The sequence below is a fragment of the Bacillus sp. CH_48 genome, assembly GCF_038008465.1.
In the GTDB taxonomy this organism is placed as follows: Bacteria; Bacillota; Bacilli; order Bacillales; family Bacillaceae_G; genus Bacillus_A; species Bacillus_A thuringiensis_S.
Genome location: NZ_JBBOZF010000001.1, coordinates 4,452,475 through 4,470,389 on the forward strand (window position 1 = coordinate 4,452,475; position 17,915 = coordinate 4,470,389).

The window sequence follows — 17,915 nt, forward strand, 5'->3', positions numbered from 1 at the left end:
GAACATTAGTTAGACAATTGCTATAATTCTGTCATAACTTAATTTTAAAACAGATTCTGTACTAATGCACAAAAAAATTCCTACATTGTTCTACAACAACATAGGAAGTTTTGTGTCGAATTATGTAATTTATTGTTTAATAATCTCTACCTTTTCCCGAATCAGAAATTTCTACTAAGGCTTCAGGGTATGGTTCGAAATACGTTTGTCTTAATAAATACTTTTCATCAAATCGAATGGCCCATGATTTTAAAATTGTAAGTAAACTACTAAGCGGTATTTTCTTTTCTGCATACTTTTGTAACAGTTCTATAAAATGATCTTTTTCTTGTTTTTTTAGCTTTGTTTTAAAATATCCAAAAATGTGCTCGCATACATTTACATTCGATGTATAACGGGGTGTGCGCATAAATAATTCATATAAAGTCTTCTCATAGTTTTCAAATACCACTTCAATCTTTTCATTTTTGTGATTTGCAATTATACGCCCTAATTCCTTTTGTTTCACCTGATTATATGCCATAAATAAATATTTATTATCCGACTGAAACGATACAAGGTCTTTCATATTTTTATTATGTTTAATCATTTTGTAATATGCGATTGTAAATAGCCTTGTAAAGAAATGCTCTCTAATAATAAAATTCGACAATCTACCTTCCTCTTCAATAGGAAGATGCGAAAATTTTTTTACTACTGCTCCGCCAAATAAGCCAGCTCCTTTTCCCTTTGCTGGCGCTTTTTCAAAACCAGAATAAATTTTCACATCACGCGTACCACAACTTGGTGAACGATTCTTTAAAATAAAACCATCCACATCCGATATCGTTTGTAAAAAGTCATTTGAAAACTGCTCCATTTTTCCAGTTACATCTTCTCGTGTCGACGGTTGCACAAGTCTATTCTCACCATTTTCTTCTACAATTCGTATCGTTTCACGAGGAGTCCCCAATCCAATCTCGACTTCTGGACAAACAGGTATAAATGTAACAAATGGCTGCAAATTTCGTATTGTTACATCTGGAATCATCTCTCCATTATATCGACAGGCATCAAATTCTAAACATTTACTTACAACGATTGTTGGTTTTGCAAATTGTCGCATCTCATTACCTCCTTAGTGCTAGTCCGTATACTATAAATTGTACTAAGATTAACATTTTAAGCAAAGTTTGATTCATTTATTTTTATGAGAAATATATATCCAATGATATATTAACAATCATTCAACTCTATTTTCAATAAATGTGCGCCCTTTTATACTGGTTTAGATATTGTGAAATGAATAATACACAGACGCTCCGGAGAAATTAATGATTAAGAAAGGAGGGAATTGTTATGAAAAAGAAATTATCATCTATTTTAAGTGTTTTAGCACTCTCTATTATGTTTTTAGGTACATCTGCGCAAGCTGAATACGATGGAAATAATATGAATAGAGTGAATAACACTGATATTTCAACTCGAGTAAATGACAATAATTTAGACAGAGTTAATAATGATGTAAGAACTCGAAATGTAAATACAACAAATGATTTAAATGATAATCGTGATAGAAATAATAATTGGGCTTGGCTTGGTTTATTAGGACTAGCAGGATTATTAGGTCTTAGAAGAAGAGACAAAGAAACACGCTGATTTAGAATGTTTTTAGTAAACAAGTACTTATTTATCAAAAATATATAACGAAAATAAATCGCCTTTTTAAAGGCGATTTATTTTTACTTAAAAAGTAATGTATGTAATTCACACTTCGACGATTAAATTCGTGGAGTTAATCCATACAATATAAATTGAATCGTATTTTCAATTTCTGCTTCATCATTCCATTTTTCTTCAGGCAATAATAAAAATCGTGTTAATAATAAACCTAATACAGCTGATAAAGTAAGACGTAGTACGGAAGATGGTGGTATCTCAATAATTTCCCCTTCTTCTTGAAATTTCACAATCAACTTTTTGAAATGTGAAAACAGTTCTGTTTCTACTAATTGTTGTATTTCATTTTTCAGTTCTGGTTGGAATGGTACTTCTTGAATTAATATTTTTATCATAGGAAAGTGTTTTTGAGCAAATTTAAATCTATTATGAATTACAACCCTTAAAAGTCCTTCGTACGATTCATACTCCGATTTAAATATTTCTTTTGCAAAGGTTTGTACGAAAAATGGTGCAGCGAACTTAGTTAAAGTTGGCATTACGACCGCTAGTAATAAATCTTTTTTCGTCTTATAGTAGCGGAAGATTGTTCCTTCCGCTACACCAGCCCGTTTTGCAATTTCACTTGTTGAAGTTGAAGCGTATCCTTTTTCTCCAAACATATCAACAGCCGCCTCTAATATTCGCATTTGACGTTCATTTCGTTTATCCGTATTAGTTGCAGCTATTAATTCCTCCAGCCAATCCTTCTGCATTTATAAAGCTCCTTTTTGTCATTATTATATTTTGCGATGTTTCTTTAAAGCAAATACATTTCCTACTGCAAATAATATTGAAAAAAGTAATAATACAGTAAGATCTAATGCAATCTCTGTAAACCCTTGATTCCGAATCATCACTTGTCTCATTGCGTCAGCGCCGTATGTGAGTGGAAATACTTTTCCTAACATTTGTAGCCACTTATTCATAGATTCCATTGGAAACAATCCAGAAAAGAAGATTTGTGGCACAATAACAAGCGGTATAAATTGAATCATTTGAAATTCATTATTTGCGTATGCCGATAAAAACGTACCTAATGTTAGTGCAGTTAAAGAGAGCATACATGTAATAAGTAGCGTTAGCCATATGGATCCAGCTACGTATAAATCTAAAATATAAACGGAAAAACTTACGATAATAATGGATTGTATAAAGGCAAAGATTCCAAAACCAATAATATAACCTGCGACTATTTCCCATCTTCTTACTGGGGTGGATAATAACCTTTCTAGCGTACCACTTAAACGTTCTCTTACGAAAGATACACCTGATAATATAAATACAAAGAAAAATGTAAAGAAACCAATTAATACAGGACCAAGCCCATCAAACATCGTAAAGTCTTTAGAGCCATGTAAATAATTTACTTCAGGTTTCATAATTGATACTTCATTGTTCTCTATGCTTTTTTGCAATACTTGAAGTACAGCACGATTTTTTGACGAATCACTACCTTCCAACAGAAGTTTCATTTTTCCATTCTCTATTCGAAGTACTGCATCTACCGTTTGTTTTTCCAACTCAGAAATCGCCTTTTCTTTACTGTATTCATAAATTGATGCTTCTTGATCTTTCATCACTTTTACTATTTGAGCGGGCATATCAACAACAGCAATTTGAGGTATATAGTCTTTCTGTGTAAACACTAGCGATAATAGCCACAGTAATAACATCGGTGCCCCAAACATCATCGCTAACGAACGCTTATCTCGAAAAAATTGGCGAATAATACGAATGATTACACCAGTAACTCTCATGATGGCACCACCTCTTCTAGCAAAAAGACATCTTCAATCCGTCCAGATGACACGCGTTTTTTCAATTCTTCAGTTGTTCCAACCGCAACTAGCTTCCCTTCTCTAATTAATCCTAGACGCTCACAAAATTCAGCTTCATCCATAATGTGCGTCGTTACAATAATCGTTGTGCCTTTCTTTTTAAGGTCATAAAATTTTTCCCAAATCGTTTTTCTAAGAAGCGGATCTATCCCCACTGTAGGCTCATCTAAAATTAATATTTCTGGTTCATGGAGGAGTGCTATTGCTAATGATAAACGTTTTTTCATTCCACCTGAAAATTGTTGTACTTGCTTTTTCATATACTGTGATAATTGTACAAGTTCAAAAACCTCTGCAATTCTTTTCTTTTTACGTTTTCCCTTTAGTCCATACATCGTTGCTATAAAATCTGCATTTTCATATGCTGACAATTCTTCGTATAATGCATCCGCCTGGGCCATATAACCAATTCTTTTCATTTCATTTAAATTAGGCATATTAGTATTATTAACAAGCACTTCACCTTTCGTTGCCTCATTAATACCTGCAATCATTTTAATGAGCGTTGTTTTCCCCGATCCAGAAGGTCCAACAAAACCAAAAATCTCTGCTTTTTCAACTTGCAATGAAAGATTGTGTAACACTTCTTTTTTTCCAAAACTTTTTGATACAGTCCGTAAAATAATGGAAAGTTGTTGCACGTTTCATCCTCCTTTTTCAATAAAATGAGTGAGTACTCACTTTTATTTTACCCTTGCTTAATTATATGTCAAACTTCATTGATTAGTATGTATGTTCAATCAACGATATGAAACAATGAAACAGAGTCGACATTAGCATTTCATTTCCTAAAGTCGACTCTGTTTCATTTAAACTATAAATTTCACTTTACGTTTTTAAATTCATATACTTCCGAATTCTAGCAACATCTAAAGAATATTCAATAACTAATTGCTGTAACGGTAAAATAACTGTGTCAGGATATAAATGTGCATATTGTAATGTTTCTGCATATTTTTCTAACCTTTTTTCTAAATACTTTATTATTTGATCAGGATGACTTACTAATAAACATTTACAATAATAATGTATTTGTTCCTCAATCGCCGTGTATTCTTCAATTTCATATTCTTTATGCATGTGTACACCCCTTTAAGTTTTTTACATGAATTACTTATCACAATTTTCACTCGACAAATTTTAAGTTTTTTGATTATTTACACTATAACAAACACTCAGGGTCAAATTTTGTTACTTTATGTAACGTAGAAAATTTTTAACAAAATTGTAATGTTAACTCCTGCAAAATACATAAAACACCTTTACTCATTATTGTATAAAAAAATCGTACAACTTAATTTAGCTGCACGACTACAATTTCTGGCCTGTTCAAAATTCTTTGCGGAATGATACTATTTCCTAATCCTCTACTCACTACCATTGATGTATTTTGTTCTATATATAAACCCGCTGTATATTTAGGTAAAACACCTTGATTTGGCGCGACTAATCCTCCGATAAATGGCAATCTAACTTGCCCTCCATGAGCATGTCCCGATAAAACCAAATCCAATCTCTCATTCGTATATTCCTTTATAAATTCAGGCCTATGGGATAATAATACATTATATCTATCTGGCTGCATTTCAATTTTCGTTTTTTTAATTTCATCTATTATAATATTTCCTTCATCACCGTTTCCAGTAACAAACTCTGGATCATCAATACCTAGCAAGTTTATTTCTTGCTCACCCTTTCGAATGCCCACATGTTCATTCCTTAAAACATTGACATCATATTTCTTCAACTCTTTTTCTAAATTGTTATACTTTCCAGACCATTGTTCATGGTTTCCTGTCACAAAATATACAGGATACTTCTTTACAATTTCTCGTATTAATTGCATACTAACTTCTGCATCATATGATTTACTGTCAATTAAATCACCAGTAATCGCAATAATATCTGGATCTATGCTTTTAATTTTTTGAATTAACACATCTTGATTATCGCCAAATTGTTTATTGTGTAAGTCTGAAATTTGTAGAATTTTATACCCTTTAAAAGAGGAGGGTATTTTACTAGAGGTTATTTTAACCTCAGTTATACTTATTAAATTGTTCTGTAAATATAAAAAGATTGTAAAACCTACTACTATACAAATAATCATTACGATTCTATTAATCTTTTTTTTCATATTTTCTCCTTTATATTCTCATCAAACACTTCTATATGCTAACTGAATTATATTATACTTTCTTGAAATTTGTTTAAATTAATAAAATAATACAGTACATAGAATTTCATATGAGATACGTCATATATATTCGTTATATTTTTACTTTTACCTTTTTAATAATAAGAACACAAAAACGACTCTTATCACACGAAAAGAGTCGTTTTCTAACTTTATACTTTTAATACTTTTATGTTAAAAATGCGAAAACTAAAATACTATTACCTAAGAGCCTTAACTATAACTTCAGTTGCCTCTGCAATGAGTTGATTATCATAGGTAGCCTCTTTCTCATCTTTACTAGATAAAATTGCGATGATAACTGGTGCTCTATTTGGAGGCCAAACGATAGCAATATCATTTCTTGTCCCGTAACTGCCAGCACCTGATTTATCTCCAACTACCCAGTCAGTTGGTACGCCTGCACGAATAAGTTTGTCCCCTGTAGCATTTCCTTTCATCCACTCTGTAAGAATGTTACGTTTTTCAGCTGGAAGTGCATTTCCGACCGTAAAAGCTTTAAGATTCGTAGCAATTGCTTTCGCTGTACTAGTGTCACGAATGTCTCCTGGAATAGCTTCGTTTAATTCTGTTTCAAAGCGATCAGACATAGTAATCCGATCCCCCATCTGCCTAAGCGCTTTTTCATATCCTTTAGGTCCGCCTATTTTATTAAATAAAATGTTCCCTGCAGTATTATCACTTGAACGAACAGCAGCCTCAGCAATTTCTCCTAGTTTCATTCCAGTATCTACATGTTTCTCTGTAACAGGTGAATAATCCACTAAGTCTTCTTTCGTAAATGTAATCACTTCATTTAATGTATCAATTGAGTTTTGCTGTAGTAATACTCCTGCCGCTAAAGCCTTGTAGGTTGATGCGAAGGCAAATCTTTCATTAGATCGATAAGAGATTGTTTGATTTGTACCAGTATCAATCGCATATACACCTAATCGAGCATCAAATTTCTTCTCAAGTTGAGAGAACTCTTTATGCGTCGCCTGATTTTTATGTTTCACATGTCCAGTCTTTTCTTTCGCTTCAACTTGCAGTGCCCCTCCTGTAAAAGCTTCTAGGCTTGTAAGACTTAAACCTAATATACCAACGCATATTCCTATTTTTAGCATCCTCTTATTTTTCAAAACCATCATTCCTTCCAAATTTTTAGCACCTTTTTATACGTACACATAATAGACAATCATCGAACCAAACTTGTTCCATAAACTGAAAAAATTTATAGCTAGTATGAGAGTTATTAACAAAATAAGAGATAGTAGCTATGATCGCCGCTATCTCTTATTTCACATTTCATTTTTTTACTTATAAATGGCTTTATATGAACAGGGTCTCTTCCCTGAGAAAAGTACTCTAATTTTGCTTAGAGCTACTTGTACTAGTAGCTTCACCATGTATACGTTGCTGTTTTAAATCAAAGTATACATCTAAAATTTCCTTTCCAATTATAGAATTAATTCCATTTTTATCATCATGGAGCCATGGAACTACTACGGAAAATGCTACTTCTGGATTATCATATGGAGCATATCCAACTAACGTTAAGTTATAGCATTCCATACGTTCTCCTTTTGCATTTCTGCCAATTGGGTCATCTCCACCATATACAGTTTGGGCTGTTCCTGTCTTTCCTGCTGGTTTATATGGCGCATTTTTGAAATACTTCACGCCAGTTCCATCACCTTCTTGAAATACCCATCTAAACCCTTCTTTTATCCGATCGATATGTTCTTTCTTCATATCAATTCGATTTAATACGACAGGCTCTATGGAACGTATAACATTACCAACCTCTTCTTTTATTGATTGTTCTCGTATTTCTTGTACAATTTGAGGTTGCATTCTATAACCGCCATTCGCAATCGTTGAAATATATTGCGCTAATTGCAACGGCGTATACGTATCATACTGACCGATAGAAAAATCTAGTAAAAACCCAGGTTGACTATCTACTTTTCTCGTTTGTCCAATTATTTCATTCGGTAAATCAATACCTGTTGGGACGCCTAAACCAAATTGCTTGAAATAATAGCGCATCGTATCAAATGCTCCTTGTTTAATATCCAATGAGCCATTTGGTACGTAATTAACTCCCGCAATTTTTAAAGCTGTCTGGAACATGTATACATTCGAAGATACTTGTAAAGCCCGTAAATCATTAATATTACCAAATCCGGATACATTCCACGATTTCTTAGCTTGTGTACCTTTAAATTTCATCGGCGCGTCATAAAATTGATCCCCTGGATGTATTGCCCCTGTCTCATATCCAGTTAATAAAGTAGCACCTTTTACAGCTGACCCTAGCTCATACGAAGTTGTCATGTTACCTAATGCCAAATCCTCAACCTCTATTTTCCCTTCTTTTTCTACAATCTTTTTGCCTGCCATAGATAAAATTTGTCCGTTATTTGGATTCGTCATGACAACAAAAGCTCGATCGAGCAGTGGCTCTGAACGCTTAAAAGCTCTCAAGTTTTTCTCTATACTTTCTTCCACTTTCTTTTGTAATTCCATATCAATCGTTAATGTTAAACTATTACCACTTTTTCCTTTAGAGATTATTTCTGTGCTAACAATGTTTCCTGATTTGTCAGTAATATTTTTCACTTCTTCTTTTGTGCCGTGTAATACATCTTCATATCGTTGTTCAATATAACTTTTTCCGACACGATCATTACGGTTATATCCACGTACTAAATAAGAATCTAAATTTTCTTTCGGTAATCCTTCTTCACTACTCGTAATATTTCCTAATACAGAACGAAATAAATTACCGTTTACATAATTACGTTCCCAATCAACAGTTGCATCTACTCCTGGAAAATTCCCAAGATTTTCGCTTATCCGCGCATACTCTTCATCTGTTACATCTTTTTTAATAATTTGTGGTGTTAATTGATAACCTGAACTCATTTTACTTTTAATAGCTAACACCTTTAAATCTTGTGCTGTTAATTCTGCTAATTCTACCTCTGTAACGCGACCTCGTCTTAAGTCTTCTATTTTTTTATCTAACTCTTTCCCCTCTATACCCTTTTCCTTAAACTTTTCTATATCTTTCTTAGTAATCTTTGTTTCCGCACGTTTCGAATTCAACTGCATCCAAAAATCTTTTTTATCGATATCTGTTAATTTATTTATATCTTGTTCAGGCATTTCAAGTACTTTCGCCAAGTCTTTTGCTGCTTTTAAAATATCTTCACTCGTAATTCCCTTCACCCTTGTATACGTAATTGTGCGAAGAGATTTATTATTAACAACTGTGTTCCCTTCTCGATCTAAAATTTGCCCACGTGGAACTGGAATACTAGTTATTGCATTTTGACTACTTTCCACTTGATTCTTATAAGCCTCTCCCTCAACGATTTGTACTTTTGCTAGTTGCATAATAATAGCTGAGAATAGTACAAATATGCAAAGGAACATTATATTTAATCGAATAGATATATATGTCTTCTGCTTCTTGCCTTTTTGTTCTTTCATAAATCCTCCATTTAATCCTTTCAGGAATTGCTACAAATACCAAAAGCATTCCTTATATATTAGACACCGATAATCGGTTATAAATATCGCCTCAATTTTTTGCTTAACCCTTGTAAGCATCCATTCCTTTTCGTTTAGCTACAGAATTAATACCTCTCCCTTCTTGTTTTCTCTCTATTTTTTTGCCACTTGCATTAGAAGTGCTAAACTGTATAATGACTCTTATTAAACTTACATATAAACTTGCTAGTAAATTTTCATGCTAATTATTCCTTTCATCATGCTGTAATACTTAATAGACAACCTAAACAAGAAAGTTGTTCCACATTTACAAAAAAAATAATTAAATATAAGATGAAATAGGCTACATAAGGGAGGGTTATATGTTACATATAAAAAGATGGAGATTTTTTGCGGTTTTTTCTATCGTAGGTTTGATTTTACTAATTTTATTAAAAATCAACTTCATTTCAATTACTATCGCAACTTCTTCAGCTGAAAGAGGAAAGATTTTTGATCAAAATGGTGTAATACTAGCTACAAATAAGAAAGTTAAGTCTCTATATTGCACTTCTAATGACGAAAAGCTATCGAAACAAGATACATCAAACACATTAGCTTTTTTTAATCAATTTTCAAGCGAATTTCAACATGATATTTCTACAGAGAACATAAAATCTCAATTACAACAATCTTGTAAAAAGCAGACTATGAATGATATACCGTTATACTCTGATATAACTGAGAATGAACTTGCATTCATAAACAAAAACAAACCCAATAATGTAATAATTAAAGATGAATGGATTCGATATTATCCTAAACACAAAATTGGTTCACAAGTAATTGGTTATGTAGAAAATGACCTTAATTCAAAGCATATGGCTGTTGGAAAAAGCGGGATTGAGCTGCAATATGAAAATGATTTAAAAGGAAAACCAGGTAAAACTCTTATTTTTAAATTGAAAAATAAAAAGTTCTTATGGAACATTCAAAAAGTACAAAATGGTAAAGATGTACGGCTAGCTTTAGACTCTGAGTTGCAGCAAAAGGCAGAAGAAGCATTAAGATCTCAAATTAAGAAAACACCTGATGCTAAAGCTGGTTATGCTGTAGTGAGCGATGCAAAAACTGGCGCGATTTTAACTATGGCCAACTCGGTAGTTTTTGATCCAAATATATTAAATACACATGTATCTTCTAGAAAAGAAAACATTAAATCACTTTCGCAAAATAAAGCAATTCAAAAATTAAAGTATGGTGAATCTTATGTAAATATGGCTTCTACTATAAAACCACTTACTATTTTAATTGGATTAAACGAAAAGCTTTTTCAACCTGAAGACACTTATTTAGATAAAGGTACTTTTCAGTATGATAATCAAAATAACATTACGAATGCACCTGGAACGCCAACAGGCGAGATTACACCGAGGCAGGCTATCATTAATTCATCTAACACATTTATGACAGCAAAAGTAGCTCTGCCCTTATTCAACCAAAATAATGGGAATATAGAAAAAGTGTCACATATATGGACAGATTATTTAATGCAATTCGGCCTACGTTCTAAAACCGGGATTGACTTACCCTTTGAAGAAGACGGACAATATGAATTTCATCCATCTAATAAATTTGAAAATGGGATTTCAGCTTTATTAAATGCCTCTTGGGGAGGAAATGAAGTGCATACTCCTCTTCAACTCGCTCAATATGCAGCAACTTTGGCAAGTAAAGGTGATAAATATAAACCTCAAATCGTAAGTGCGATTATTGGTCAAGATGGTAAGGAAACAAAAAAGTTTAAACCAATTTTAGAAAGTTCAAATCGTTACCCGATGAATTTTTGGAGTGTCGTGCAAGGTGGAATGAGTCAAAATATAGAGGAGATCAAAAAGTTACCCTTTAACGTCGCAGGTAAAACAGGTATTACAGGTTTTCCAAATGAGCAAGAAAGAATGATAAATCATTCTCTTTTCATTGCATATGCTCCTACTGAAGATCCACAAATTGCCGTTTCTGTCGTTATTCCTGGTAGTAATTCTGAAAAAAACATTGCCGCTCTCGTTACATCAGAAATTTTAGAGTACTGGGATACTCTTCAAAAAGAGAATAAAAACAAAGAGGAAGGTTCATTAAAGTGAACCTTCCTCTTTTACCATATAGAATCTACATTTATTATTTTCCATATACCTTCATTATTCTTTTCGAACATAAATGAATATTTAATATCAGTTAAAATGTACTCTTTCTGTACATATCCAGTATTACCATCAATTGTCGAAATTTTTATATATCCATCATTATTTACTTTTTCTGGAATCCAAGCTTTTACCATTTCATTAGATACTTCATATAAAACTTGTGATTCTCGCTTTGGTTCAGCTAAAATTTTCGTTTTATTTCCAGTAACAGTTGCATATATAAAATGCGCTTGCTTTGGTTGGTTACTTTCCGTCAATCCACTTGGTACTTTATATACTTGCTTTGTATCATTTGCAAACTCTCCCCCCATTGTAAGGGCGACTTGCAACTCATGAAAAATATCTTCATCAAACTGCAGTTCATCCTTCTTATAACTCTTCCCTTTAAATAGAACTTCATCATTTAACGCTTTATACAAGTCATTTTCATTTTTCGAGTTTATACTTTGATATAGTTCATTCATAAATTGTTTTAGTGATGGATCTTGAGCAGACTCATCTTTTGTTTTAGGCTTAATTTGAGTACTACTTTGTACCGGTGATTTATTATCATCAAGCCAAGGTTGTTGAACAATGAAAAATAACATTGTACAAACCAAAACAACTACAATAGGTAATACTTTTTTACGAAATGGTCTTTTATGTTTTACAAAATCCACTTCATTATTTTCATATATAGACTGCTTTATTTTAGAAATAAATTCTTCTTCATCTTTACGATTCTCCATTGGCCCTTTTTTTATTTTTCTATACCAGTCAGGATTTTGTTTATTGTTCATCACTACTACCCTCCCCTATTAATTTTGAAACCTTACTTCTCGCTCTACTTAATCTCGATTTTACAGTTCCAATGGATACTCCTAATGTTTCAGCCATTTCTTCATAAGATAATTCATATTTTGCGTCCAATATAATTATTTCACGGTGCTTTTTAGGTAGTTCTAATACAACCTTCCACACATCATTCATTTCTTCTTGCTTAAAAAATTCTTGTTCTGCTGACAGGGATTGCTTATCATCACTAAAAAATCCTATTAAAGATATCCTTTTAAAATAGGAGGATTTCAAATAGTTTATTGCCGTATTTCTTGTGATTTTTAATATCCACGTTTTAATAGATGACTCCTTTCGAAATGAATTCCAATTTTTAAACACCTTTATAAATACATCTTGCGTGATATCATCTGATAAGTGTGGATCTTTCGTAATAATAAATGAATAATTCCATACATCTTGCCAATAGTCTTTTATAACATAGTCCAGCTCATCATGATTACACTTTTCAATAAACGTCTGTTCCATTTCCACACCTCAAACTTATTTGAATAAACATAAAACTGCCCTCACTTTTATTATGGTTTCAATATATAGACAAGATACAAGTTTCATTTGTTCCATTGTTTATCTTTTTTCAGGCAGTATAATACTACTAAAAAACAAGTAAAGCATACAATGATAAAAATCCACTCATAAAAATCTGTTTTTTTGAATTTAACGTAAAACTCCACTTGTCCATTTCAATTTGCTATCCCCTTCTATTTACCATTAGCAATGCCAACTTTTCTAGAATCACAGCAAAAAAGCATTCTCGATTAGAAAGAATGCTTTTTTGAAATTTAATTGTTCTATATTTTTCCCAATTTATATCTTTGAGTTAAGCAAACATGTAATAAATTTAGTGAAAAAATTCACCTTATAATTAAGTATTATTTCTGAAATACATGTTTTACTTTTTCACCTGGAACGTTACTTCCTCCTCTTCCTTTTACATCTTCAATCATCATTGTAACAATCATGTCTGGTGCATTTGCATCGAAAGCTGCGAACCATCCCAGTTCTTTTCCGTCTGCTTCTTTCGACTCTTTCAGTTCTGCTGTACCAGTTTTACCAGCAAGCGTTACACCATCAACCTTTGCAATTCTCCCTGCGCCATCAGGGTCATTAATGACTTTGATTAATGCACTCTTTAATATTTCTTGATTCTTTTTAGAAATCACATTTTCTTTCCAATTCCCCGCTACTTTTGCTTCTTTTAAAAGATGTGGCGACGGAATATTCCCTTCATTCACAATCGGTGCATATGTTAATGCTAAATGAAGTGGCGTCATTAATACTTGTCCTTGTCCATAGCCCGTGTCTGCTAGTTGAATATCATTTTTTATCCCATCTTTTGCAATGATTGAAATAGGAAATTCGTATTCGATTGGTAATTTTTCATGAAATCCGTACTTTTTAAATTCATTTATATACTGATCTTTTCCCATTTTCAAAGCTTGTTGAGCAAAATAAATATTATCAGAGTACTTCATTGCCTTATCAAAATCAATTGGACTTGCATCCTTTACACGCGTTACATAGTAATTTCCCCAAGATGAATCTTTTGTCCACTTCAATCCTTGAATTTTAAATTCTTCCTTCGGATTTATTGTGTTTGTTTCCAAACCAATTGCACCTGTAATCGTTTTAAATACGGAACCTGGTACAAATGCTTGTGTGAAGCGATTCATCATTGGTAGTTTCGAGTCGTTACTCCATGCTTCTCGTTGGGCTTTCGATGCTCCTCTAACTATTATATTTGGATTATAAGCAGGGCTACTTACAAGTGCGATTGTTTCACCTGTTTTAGGATTGACCGCTGCACTAGATCCTGCTTCAGTTTTCATCTCATTAAAGATTTTTTCTTGAATTGCAGCATCAATTGTTAACGTAACATTTTCTCCTTCTTTTGCTTCTTTTTTTGTTACGTTTTTAATCTCTTTCCCATTCTCATCTTCTATAAATACGCGTCCACCCTTTTCACCACGCAATTTATTTTCTAACACTTTCTCTAAACCGGTCTTACCTACTAAATCATCTGCTTGATAACCTTGTTTTTGAAGTGATTTTAACTCCTCCGCATTCACCTTTCCTATATATCCAGTTAAGTGTGCCGCTGCTTCACCTAATGGATACGTACGAATATTTACTGGGCGAGATGAAACTCCTTCTAATTCAATATAATCATTCTGTCTAGTTCCCTCTTTTAAAACGCCAATTGGTACAAAGGAGTCTGGTTTTATCCATTTCGCTGTGAGCTTTTGTTCGACCTCTTCTATAGACATATCAAGTAATTGCGCTACTATTCCTTTCGTTTGCGCTGCTGCTTCGCCTAGTTTCTCTGGAATAATTCCAACCTCAGTTGCTTTACCATTCGTTGCAAGCCCTTTTCCATTTCGATCATATATTTCTCCTCGTTTTCCTTGCTCTATTTGCATACGTACTTTGTAATCTTTTTTCATTCCTGGGAAAATGAAGTCCGGTGTCCAATCTATTTTCCAAGATTCTTTATCTTTCACAAGTTTTGCTTCGTGGATGAATGAAACTGATCCTACATCCGTATCCATTTTAACTTCAAAAAGAAAAAGCTCTTTATCTTTCGTATTCTCTCCTTTCATTTTAACTTTTAAATTCTTAGCTCCAATCCCCTCATAGATTTTTTGATATTTTTCTGTGAATTCTTTTTTAGAAATCGATTTTTTGGCATGATCTGATAAATGATCATACATATTTGCAAATTTTCTATCATTCCATAAGTTGATATATTCTTCAAATGCTTGTTTTGGCGGTTCGTTTTTATTACATCCTACCAACATAACTGCGAAACAAACGAAAAGCAGCATCCATAATTTTTTCAATTCAATCTTCTCCCTTAGTTAAAAATGATGATTCCTTTCTTAATTAATTTATTTAATAAAAAATGTTTAACGCTTAATAGACAGTGTAAGTAAGGACATTGTTCCATATTTACAAAAAATTAATTTACGCTTAAGTTGCATTGGAAGAAGGAGGTTTGTAAGCTTCTTACAAACTTAAGGAGCTCCTATATTTAGCAAACGTTATCATTATTAGTGGTGTTTTAAAACATACATTTAAAATACCTTTTAGTTCGTTTTCAAAGAAGTTTGGTTGTTGCAAATTAATTATGAATATCTAATCCAATTAGAAGAATACAATAATCAATTATCCAAAGTTAATTTCATACAAAAGCTAATAACGAGCATTAAAAAACTTTGCCTACTCTTTTAACATGGAAACATAATCTATTTATCAGAAGTCAATAATGAATAACAGGCGCTCCTAACCAGCAAAAAAATAGACCTAATTGGAATTCATCAGAAATTAATAGATACATAAAAAACGCCATACTTTCTGTAAATTTCTACAAAAAGAATAGCGTTTTCTTATTTTACCTTTCTATATATGCTATACCGTGAGCTCCTTGATTTACAGAAGGATCTGCATTTCGATCTCCTGGATCAACTTCAATGGTATGAACATTCTTGTAATTAACTAAATCTAATACACTTATTGTCCCTGATCTAAGGTTAGAAACATATCCAACCGTTCCGTCCGTAGAAGAACGCATTGTAATTGGGAGTAAATCTACTTCTATTGTACCTAACATATTTAACGATTCTCCATCAAGAACAGAAACATACCCTGGTGCTGGAGAAAACATACTTCTTGTTCTCTCTCCATTCTTATTCTGAAAACGCGTATGTCCTACCAATACTTTCCCATCATTCGTTACATGAACCGGAGTAATTAAATCTGAAAATGATTTTGTCTTTATAATTTTATCGGTTTCTGTATTAATGATGCTAAGTGTAGGTTGCTCCTCTTTGTAGTCTCCAAGTAAACATGGTGAAGGGATATAAACTCGATTACCTTTAGGAGAAATAGCTAGTTCTTCACTACCATAGGGCATAGATACTTTTCCAATTAACTCCTTATTATGTGTATCTAAAACCGATATAAAGGGCGCCTCTTTATTAGAGGAATATCCTTTTGTACCATCTGGATTCGTCACAAACCAATGTGGACCTGTTGCTTCTGTAGAGATTCTATCTAGCACTTTTCTTGTGTTAAGGTTAATAATTAAAATTCCTCCTTCACCAGATTCAACACTTACATACAATAAGTCTTTTTTTTCATTATAAACTAAACCATGTGGTGCAAATTCCGGCGAAATATCAATGATATCAATTACTTTAAATTGATCAATATCGATAACTAAAATTTCATGGCTTTTTTCCGGATTATTTCTATAAAAACCTGAGCGATAAGTAATACTTACATATAACAATTGACGCTTAGAATCGAAACATAATTCATGAGGTTCTGTAACTGGAGAATCTATAACCCCTATTCTTTCAAAATTTTTCGTATTGAAGAAATGAATTTGATTACCGCTGGAGCTAACGACCGCCAAAATAGGATTATTTTCTTTAGAACTATTCATTAATTAAACCCTCCTTGTTATTTGTTCCAAATTTCTTAAGTTCCATAGAAATCAGTATATTTAAGTAATTTGTGTTATTACTAAGACAAGTTGTAAACAATTTTCACCTCCTTCTAATTAAATTAGCTTAACTTATAATAAGTTAAGCTAACTTTTATTCTGTAAAAATACGTTGAATTTAATAATCCAACGTATTTATCTACCTTCTCCAACTTTATCTTTTATACTTACATGTATTTTATTTAATAACTTTACTTCTCAATTAATGATGCACAAGAAGCACAGAAAGCAAGTAATTAGCGACATACCATTTCTTTGTCTCGTGCATTATCAGATACTCATAACATAAATAAACCAAGCTTAGCTGCCATTTAATTAGTTTCCCTTCGCTACCGTTTTTTTAAATTCATTCTGCGTACAGCTCTATTCTTTGAGGAATCGCCCTATAGATTAACAAATTTGATTCAGATTCTTGTTTTTTATTGAACTATTCCTGTGTTGAAAATCCAACTATAATTAGTTAGCTTAACTAACTATAATTATAAATACATCCACGTTTTATCGCAAGAGTTTTAAGAATCTTCGAATAAATGAATAGAGAGATAGAATTTCATCATAAGATACATGATCTTAAGTTAATAGTAATGCATAATGAGATTTTCGTACGTTAAGAAAAAACTTGCTACATATGTAGTAAAGTTTTTTAATTGTTTACTTCTCGCTCAGCTATCAGCTTTTTTTAACTAACACTTTAATTGTTTTAACAGCCTTTTGTTTAATTCCCACAAAGCTGTTTTGTTTCTACCTCATTTCAAGAATCTCTTAATCCAATTTAATAAAGTGAAACTTTAATCAGCCCTCACCAATCGGGCTGCGCGGCAAATAGCCGGATAAACAACAATTTCAGTTGGTAGCAGATTTGCTAAATCAGGAAATTGAGACGTATTCTACCATTACTTCTTTTGGAATCATACTCCCTCCTGTTCTTAATACAATATCCCTGTAAAAGCAGGCTCTACGTATTCTCCTAAATTATCAAAATCAACAATATCTAACACAACATCACGGAGTTTGCTCGCGACTTTGACATTGCCATCCACTACAAAAATCGCAATTCGTTTTTCTTCCATCTGTTTCATCCTTTCTACACCCTAGTTTTACAAAATAAGAAGTCATCCAAACTTATATTTATTACTTCCTGTTATCTCCTCACT

The 17,915-nt window shown here is 32.5% G+C and carries 15 protein-coding genes; 2 read left to right on the plus strand and 13 right to left on the minus strand.

Translation table 11 applies throughout. The annotated features are described in order from the left end of the window. Positions 1-136: 136 nt before the first annotated feature. Entirely contained in the window at positions 137-1,105 is a 969-nt protein-coding gene (locus N2V92_RS22570; RefSeq protein ID WP_016077675.1) for a YbgA family protein, read from the minus strand. 233 nt (positions 1,106-1,338) lie between these two features. Here N2V92_RS22570 and N2V92_RS22575 point away from each other — a divergent pair, with 233 nt between their 5' ends. Beyond that, positions 1,339-1,638, plus strand: a complete 300-nt coding sequence (locus N2V92_RS22575; protein WP_000728151.1) for a WGxxGxxG family protein — start codon at positions 1,339-1,341, stop codon at positions 1,636-1,638. Positions 1,639-1,760: 122 nt separating this feature from the next. Here N2V92_RS22575 and N2V92_RS22580 read toward each other — a convergent pair whose 3' ends face one another. From N2V92_RS22580 to N2V92_RS22610, 7 genes are all read right to left on the minus strand, one after another. Continuing rightward, on the minus strand, positions 1,761-2,414 hold the full coding sequence (locus N2V92_RS22580; RefSeq protein WP_001168192.1) for a TetR/AcrR family transcriptional regulator: 654 nt from the start codon (positions 2,412-2,414) through the stop codon (positions 1,761-1,763). Between the two features lie 24 nt (positions 2,415-2,438). Next, positions 2,439-3,458, minus strand: a complete 1,020-nt coding sequence (locus N2V92_RS22585) for an ABC transporter permease (protein WP_016077676.1) — start codon at positions 3,456-3,458, stop codon at positions 2,439-2,441. Beyond that, positions 3,455-4,180 (minus strand): ABC transporter ATP-binding protein, encoded by a 726-nt coding sequence (locus tag N2V92_RS22590; RefSeq protein ID WP_016077677.1) that lies wholly within the window; start codon positions 4,178-4,180, stop codon positions 3,455-3,457. The genes N2V92_RS22585 and N2V92_RS22590 overlap by 4 nt, the downstream gene beginning before the upstream one ends. Positions 4,181-4,367: 187 nt before the next feature. Continuing rightward, entirely contained in the window at positions 4,368-4,619 is a 252-nt protein-coding gene (locus N2V92_RS22595) for a hypothetical protein (protein WP_000548621.1), read from the minus strand. A 214-nt stretch (positions 4,620-4,833) separates the two neighbouring features. Further along, positions 4,834-5,676 carry a metallophosphoesterase gene (locus N2V92_RS22600; RefSeq protein WP_016077678.1) on the minus strand — a complete coding sequence of 281 codons (843 nt, stop codon included), beginning with the start codon at positions 5,674-5,676 and terminating at the stop codon, positions 4,834-4,836. 260 nt (positions 5,677-5,936) lie between these two features. Further along, positions 5,937-6,863 carry a class A beta-lactamase Bla1 gene (bla, locus tag N2V92_RS22605; RefSeq protein WP_016077679.1) on the minus strand — a complete coding sequence of 309 codons (927 nt, stop codon included), beginning with the start codon at positions 6,861-6,863 and terminating at the stop codon, positions 5,937-5,939. 220 nt (positions 6,864-7,083) lie between these two features. Then, entirely contained in the window at positions 7,084-9,216 is a 2,133-nt protein-coding gene (locus N2V92_RS22610; protein WP_016077680.1) for a peptidoglycan D,D-transpeptidase FtsI family protein, read from the minus strand. A 383-nt stretch (positions 9,217-9,599) separates the two neighbouring features. Here N2V92_RS22610 and N2V92_RS22615 point away from each other — a divergent pair, with 383 nt between their 5' ends. Further along, on the plus strand, positions 9,600-11,360 hold the full coding sequence (locus tag N2V92_RS22615) for a peptidoglycan D,D-transpeptidase FtsI family protein (RefSeq protein WP_016077681.1): 1,761 nt from the start codon (positions 9,600-9,602) through the stop codon (positions 11,358-11,360). A gap of 11 nt (positions 11,361-11,371) precedes the next feature. Here the strand turns inward: N2V92_RS22615 and N2V92_RS22620 are convergent, their stop codons facing one another. The 5 genes from N2V92_RS22620 to N2V92_RS22640 all read right to left on the minus strand — a co-directional run bounded on the left by N2V92_RS22620 (position 11,372) and on the right by N2V92_RS22640 (position 17,840). Then, positions 11,372-12,199 carry a hypothetical protein gene (locus tag N2V92_RS22620; protein WP_016077682.1) on the minus strand — a complete coding sequence of 276 codons (828 nt, stop codon included), beginning with the start codon at positions 12,197-12,199 and terminating at the stop codon, positions 11,372-11,374. Continuing rightward, entirely contained in the window at positions 12,189-12,722 is a 534-nt protein-coding gene (locus tag N2V92_RS22625; RefSeq protein ID WP_000438327.1) for an RNA polymerase sigma factor, read from the minus strand. The genes N2V92_RS22620 and N2V92_RS22625 overlap by 11 nt, the downstream gene beginning before the upstream one ends. 404 nt (positions 12,723-13,126) lie before the next feature. Next, complete coding sequence (locus N2V92_RS22630; protein WP_000737760.1) at positions 13,127-15,094, minus strand: penicillin-binding transpeptidase domain-containing protein; 1,968 nt, start codon at positions 15,092-15,094, stop codon at positions 13,127-13,129. A 551-nt stretch (positions 15,095-15,645) separates the two neighbouring features. Then, entirely contained in the window at positions 15,646-16,701 is a 1,056-nt protein-coding gene (locus N2V92_RS22635; protein ID WP_016077683.1) for a hypothetical protein, read from the minus strand. A 986-nt stretch (positions 16,702-17,687) separates the two neighbouring features. Further along, positions 17,688-17,840, minus strand: a complete 153-nt coding sequence (locus N2V92_RS22640) for a hypothetical protein (RefSeq protein WP_000812115.1) — start codon at positions 17,838-17,840, stop codon at positions 17,688-17,690. Positions 17,841-17,915: the final 75 nt, after the last annotated feature.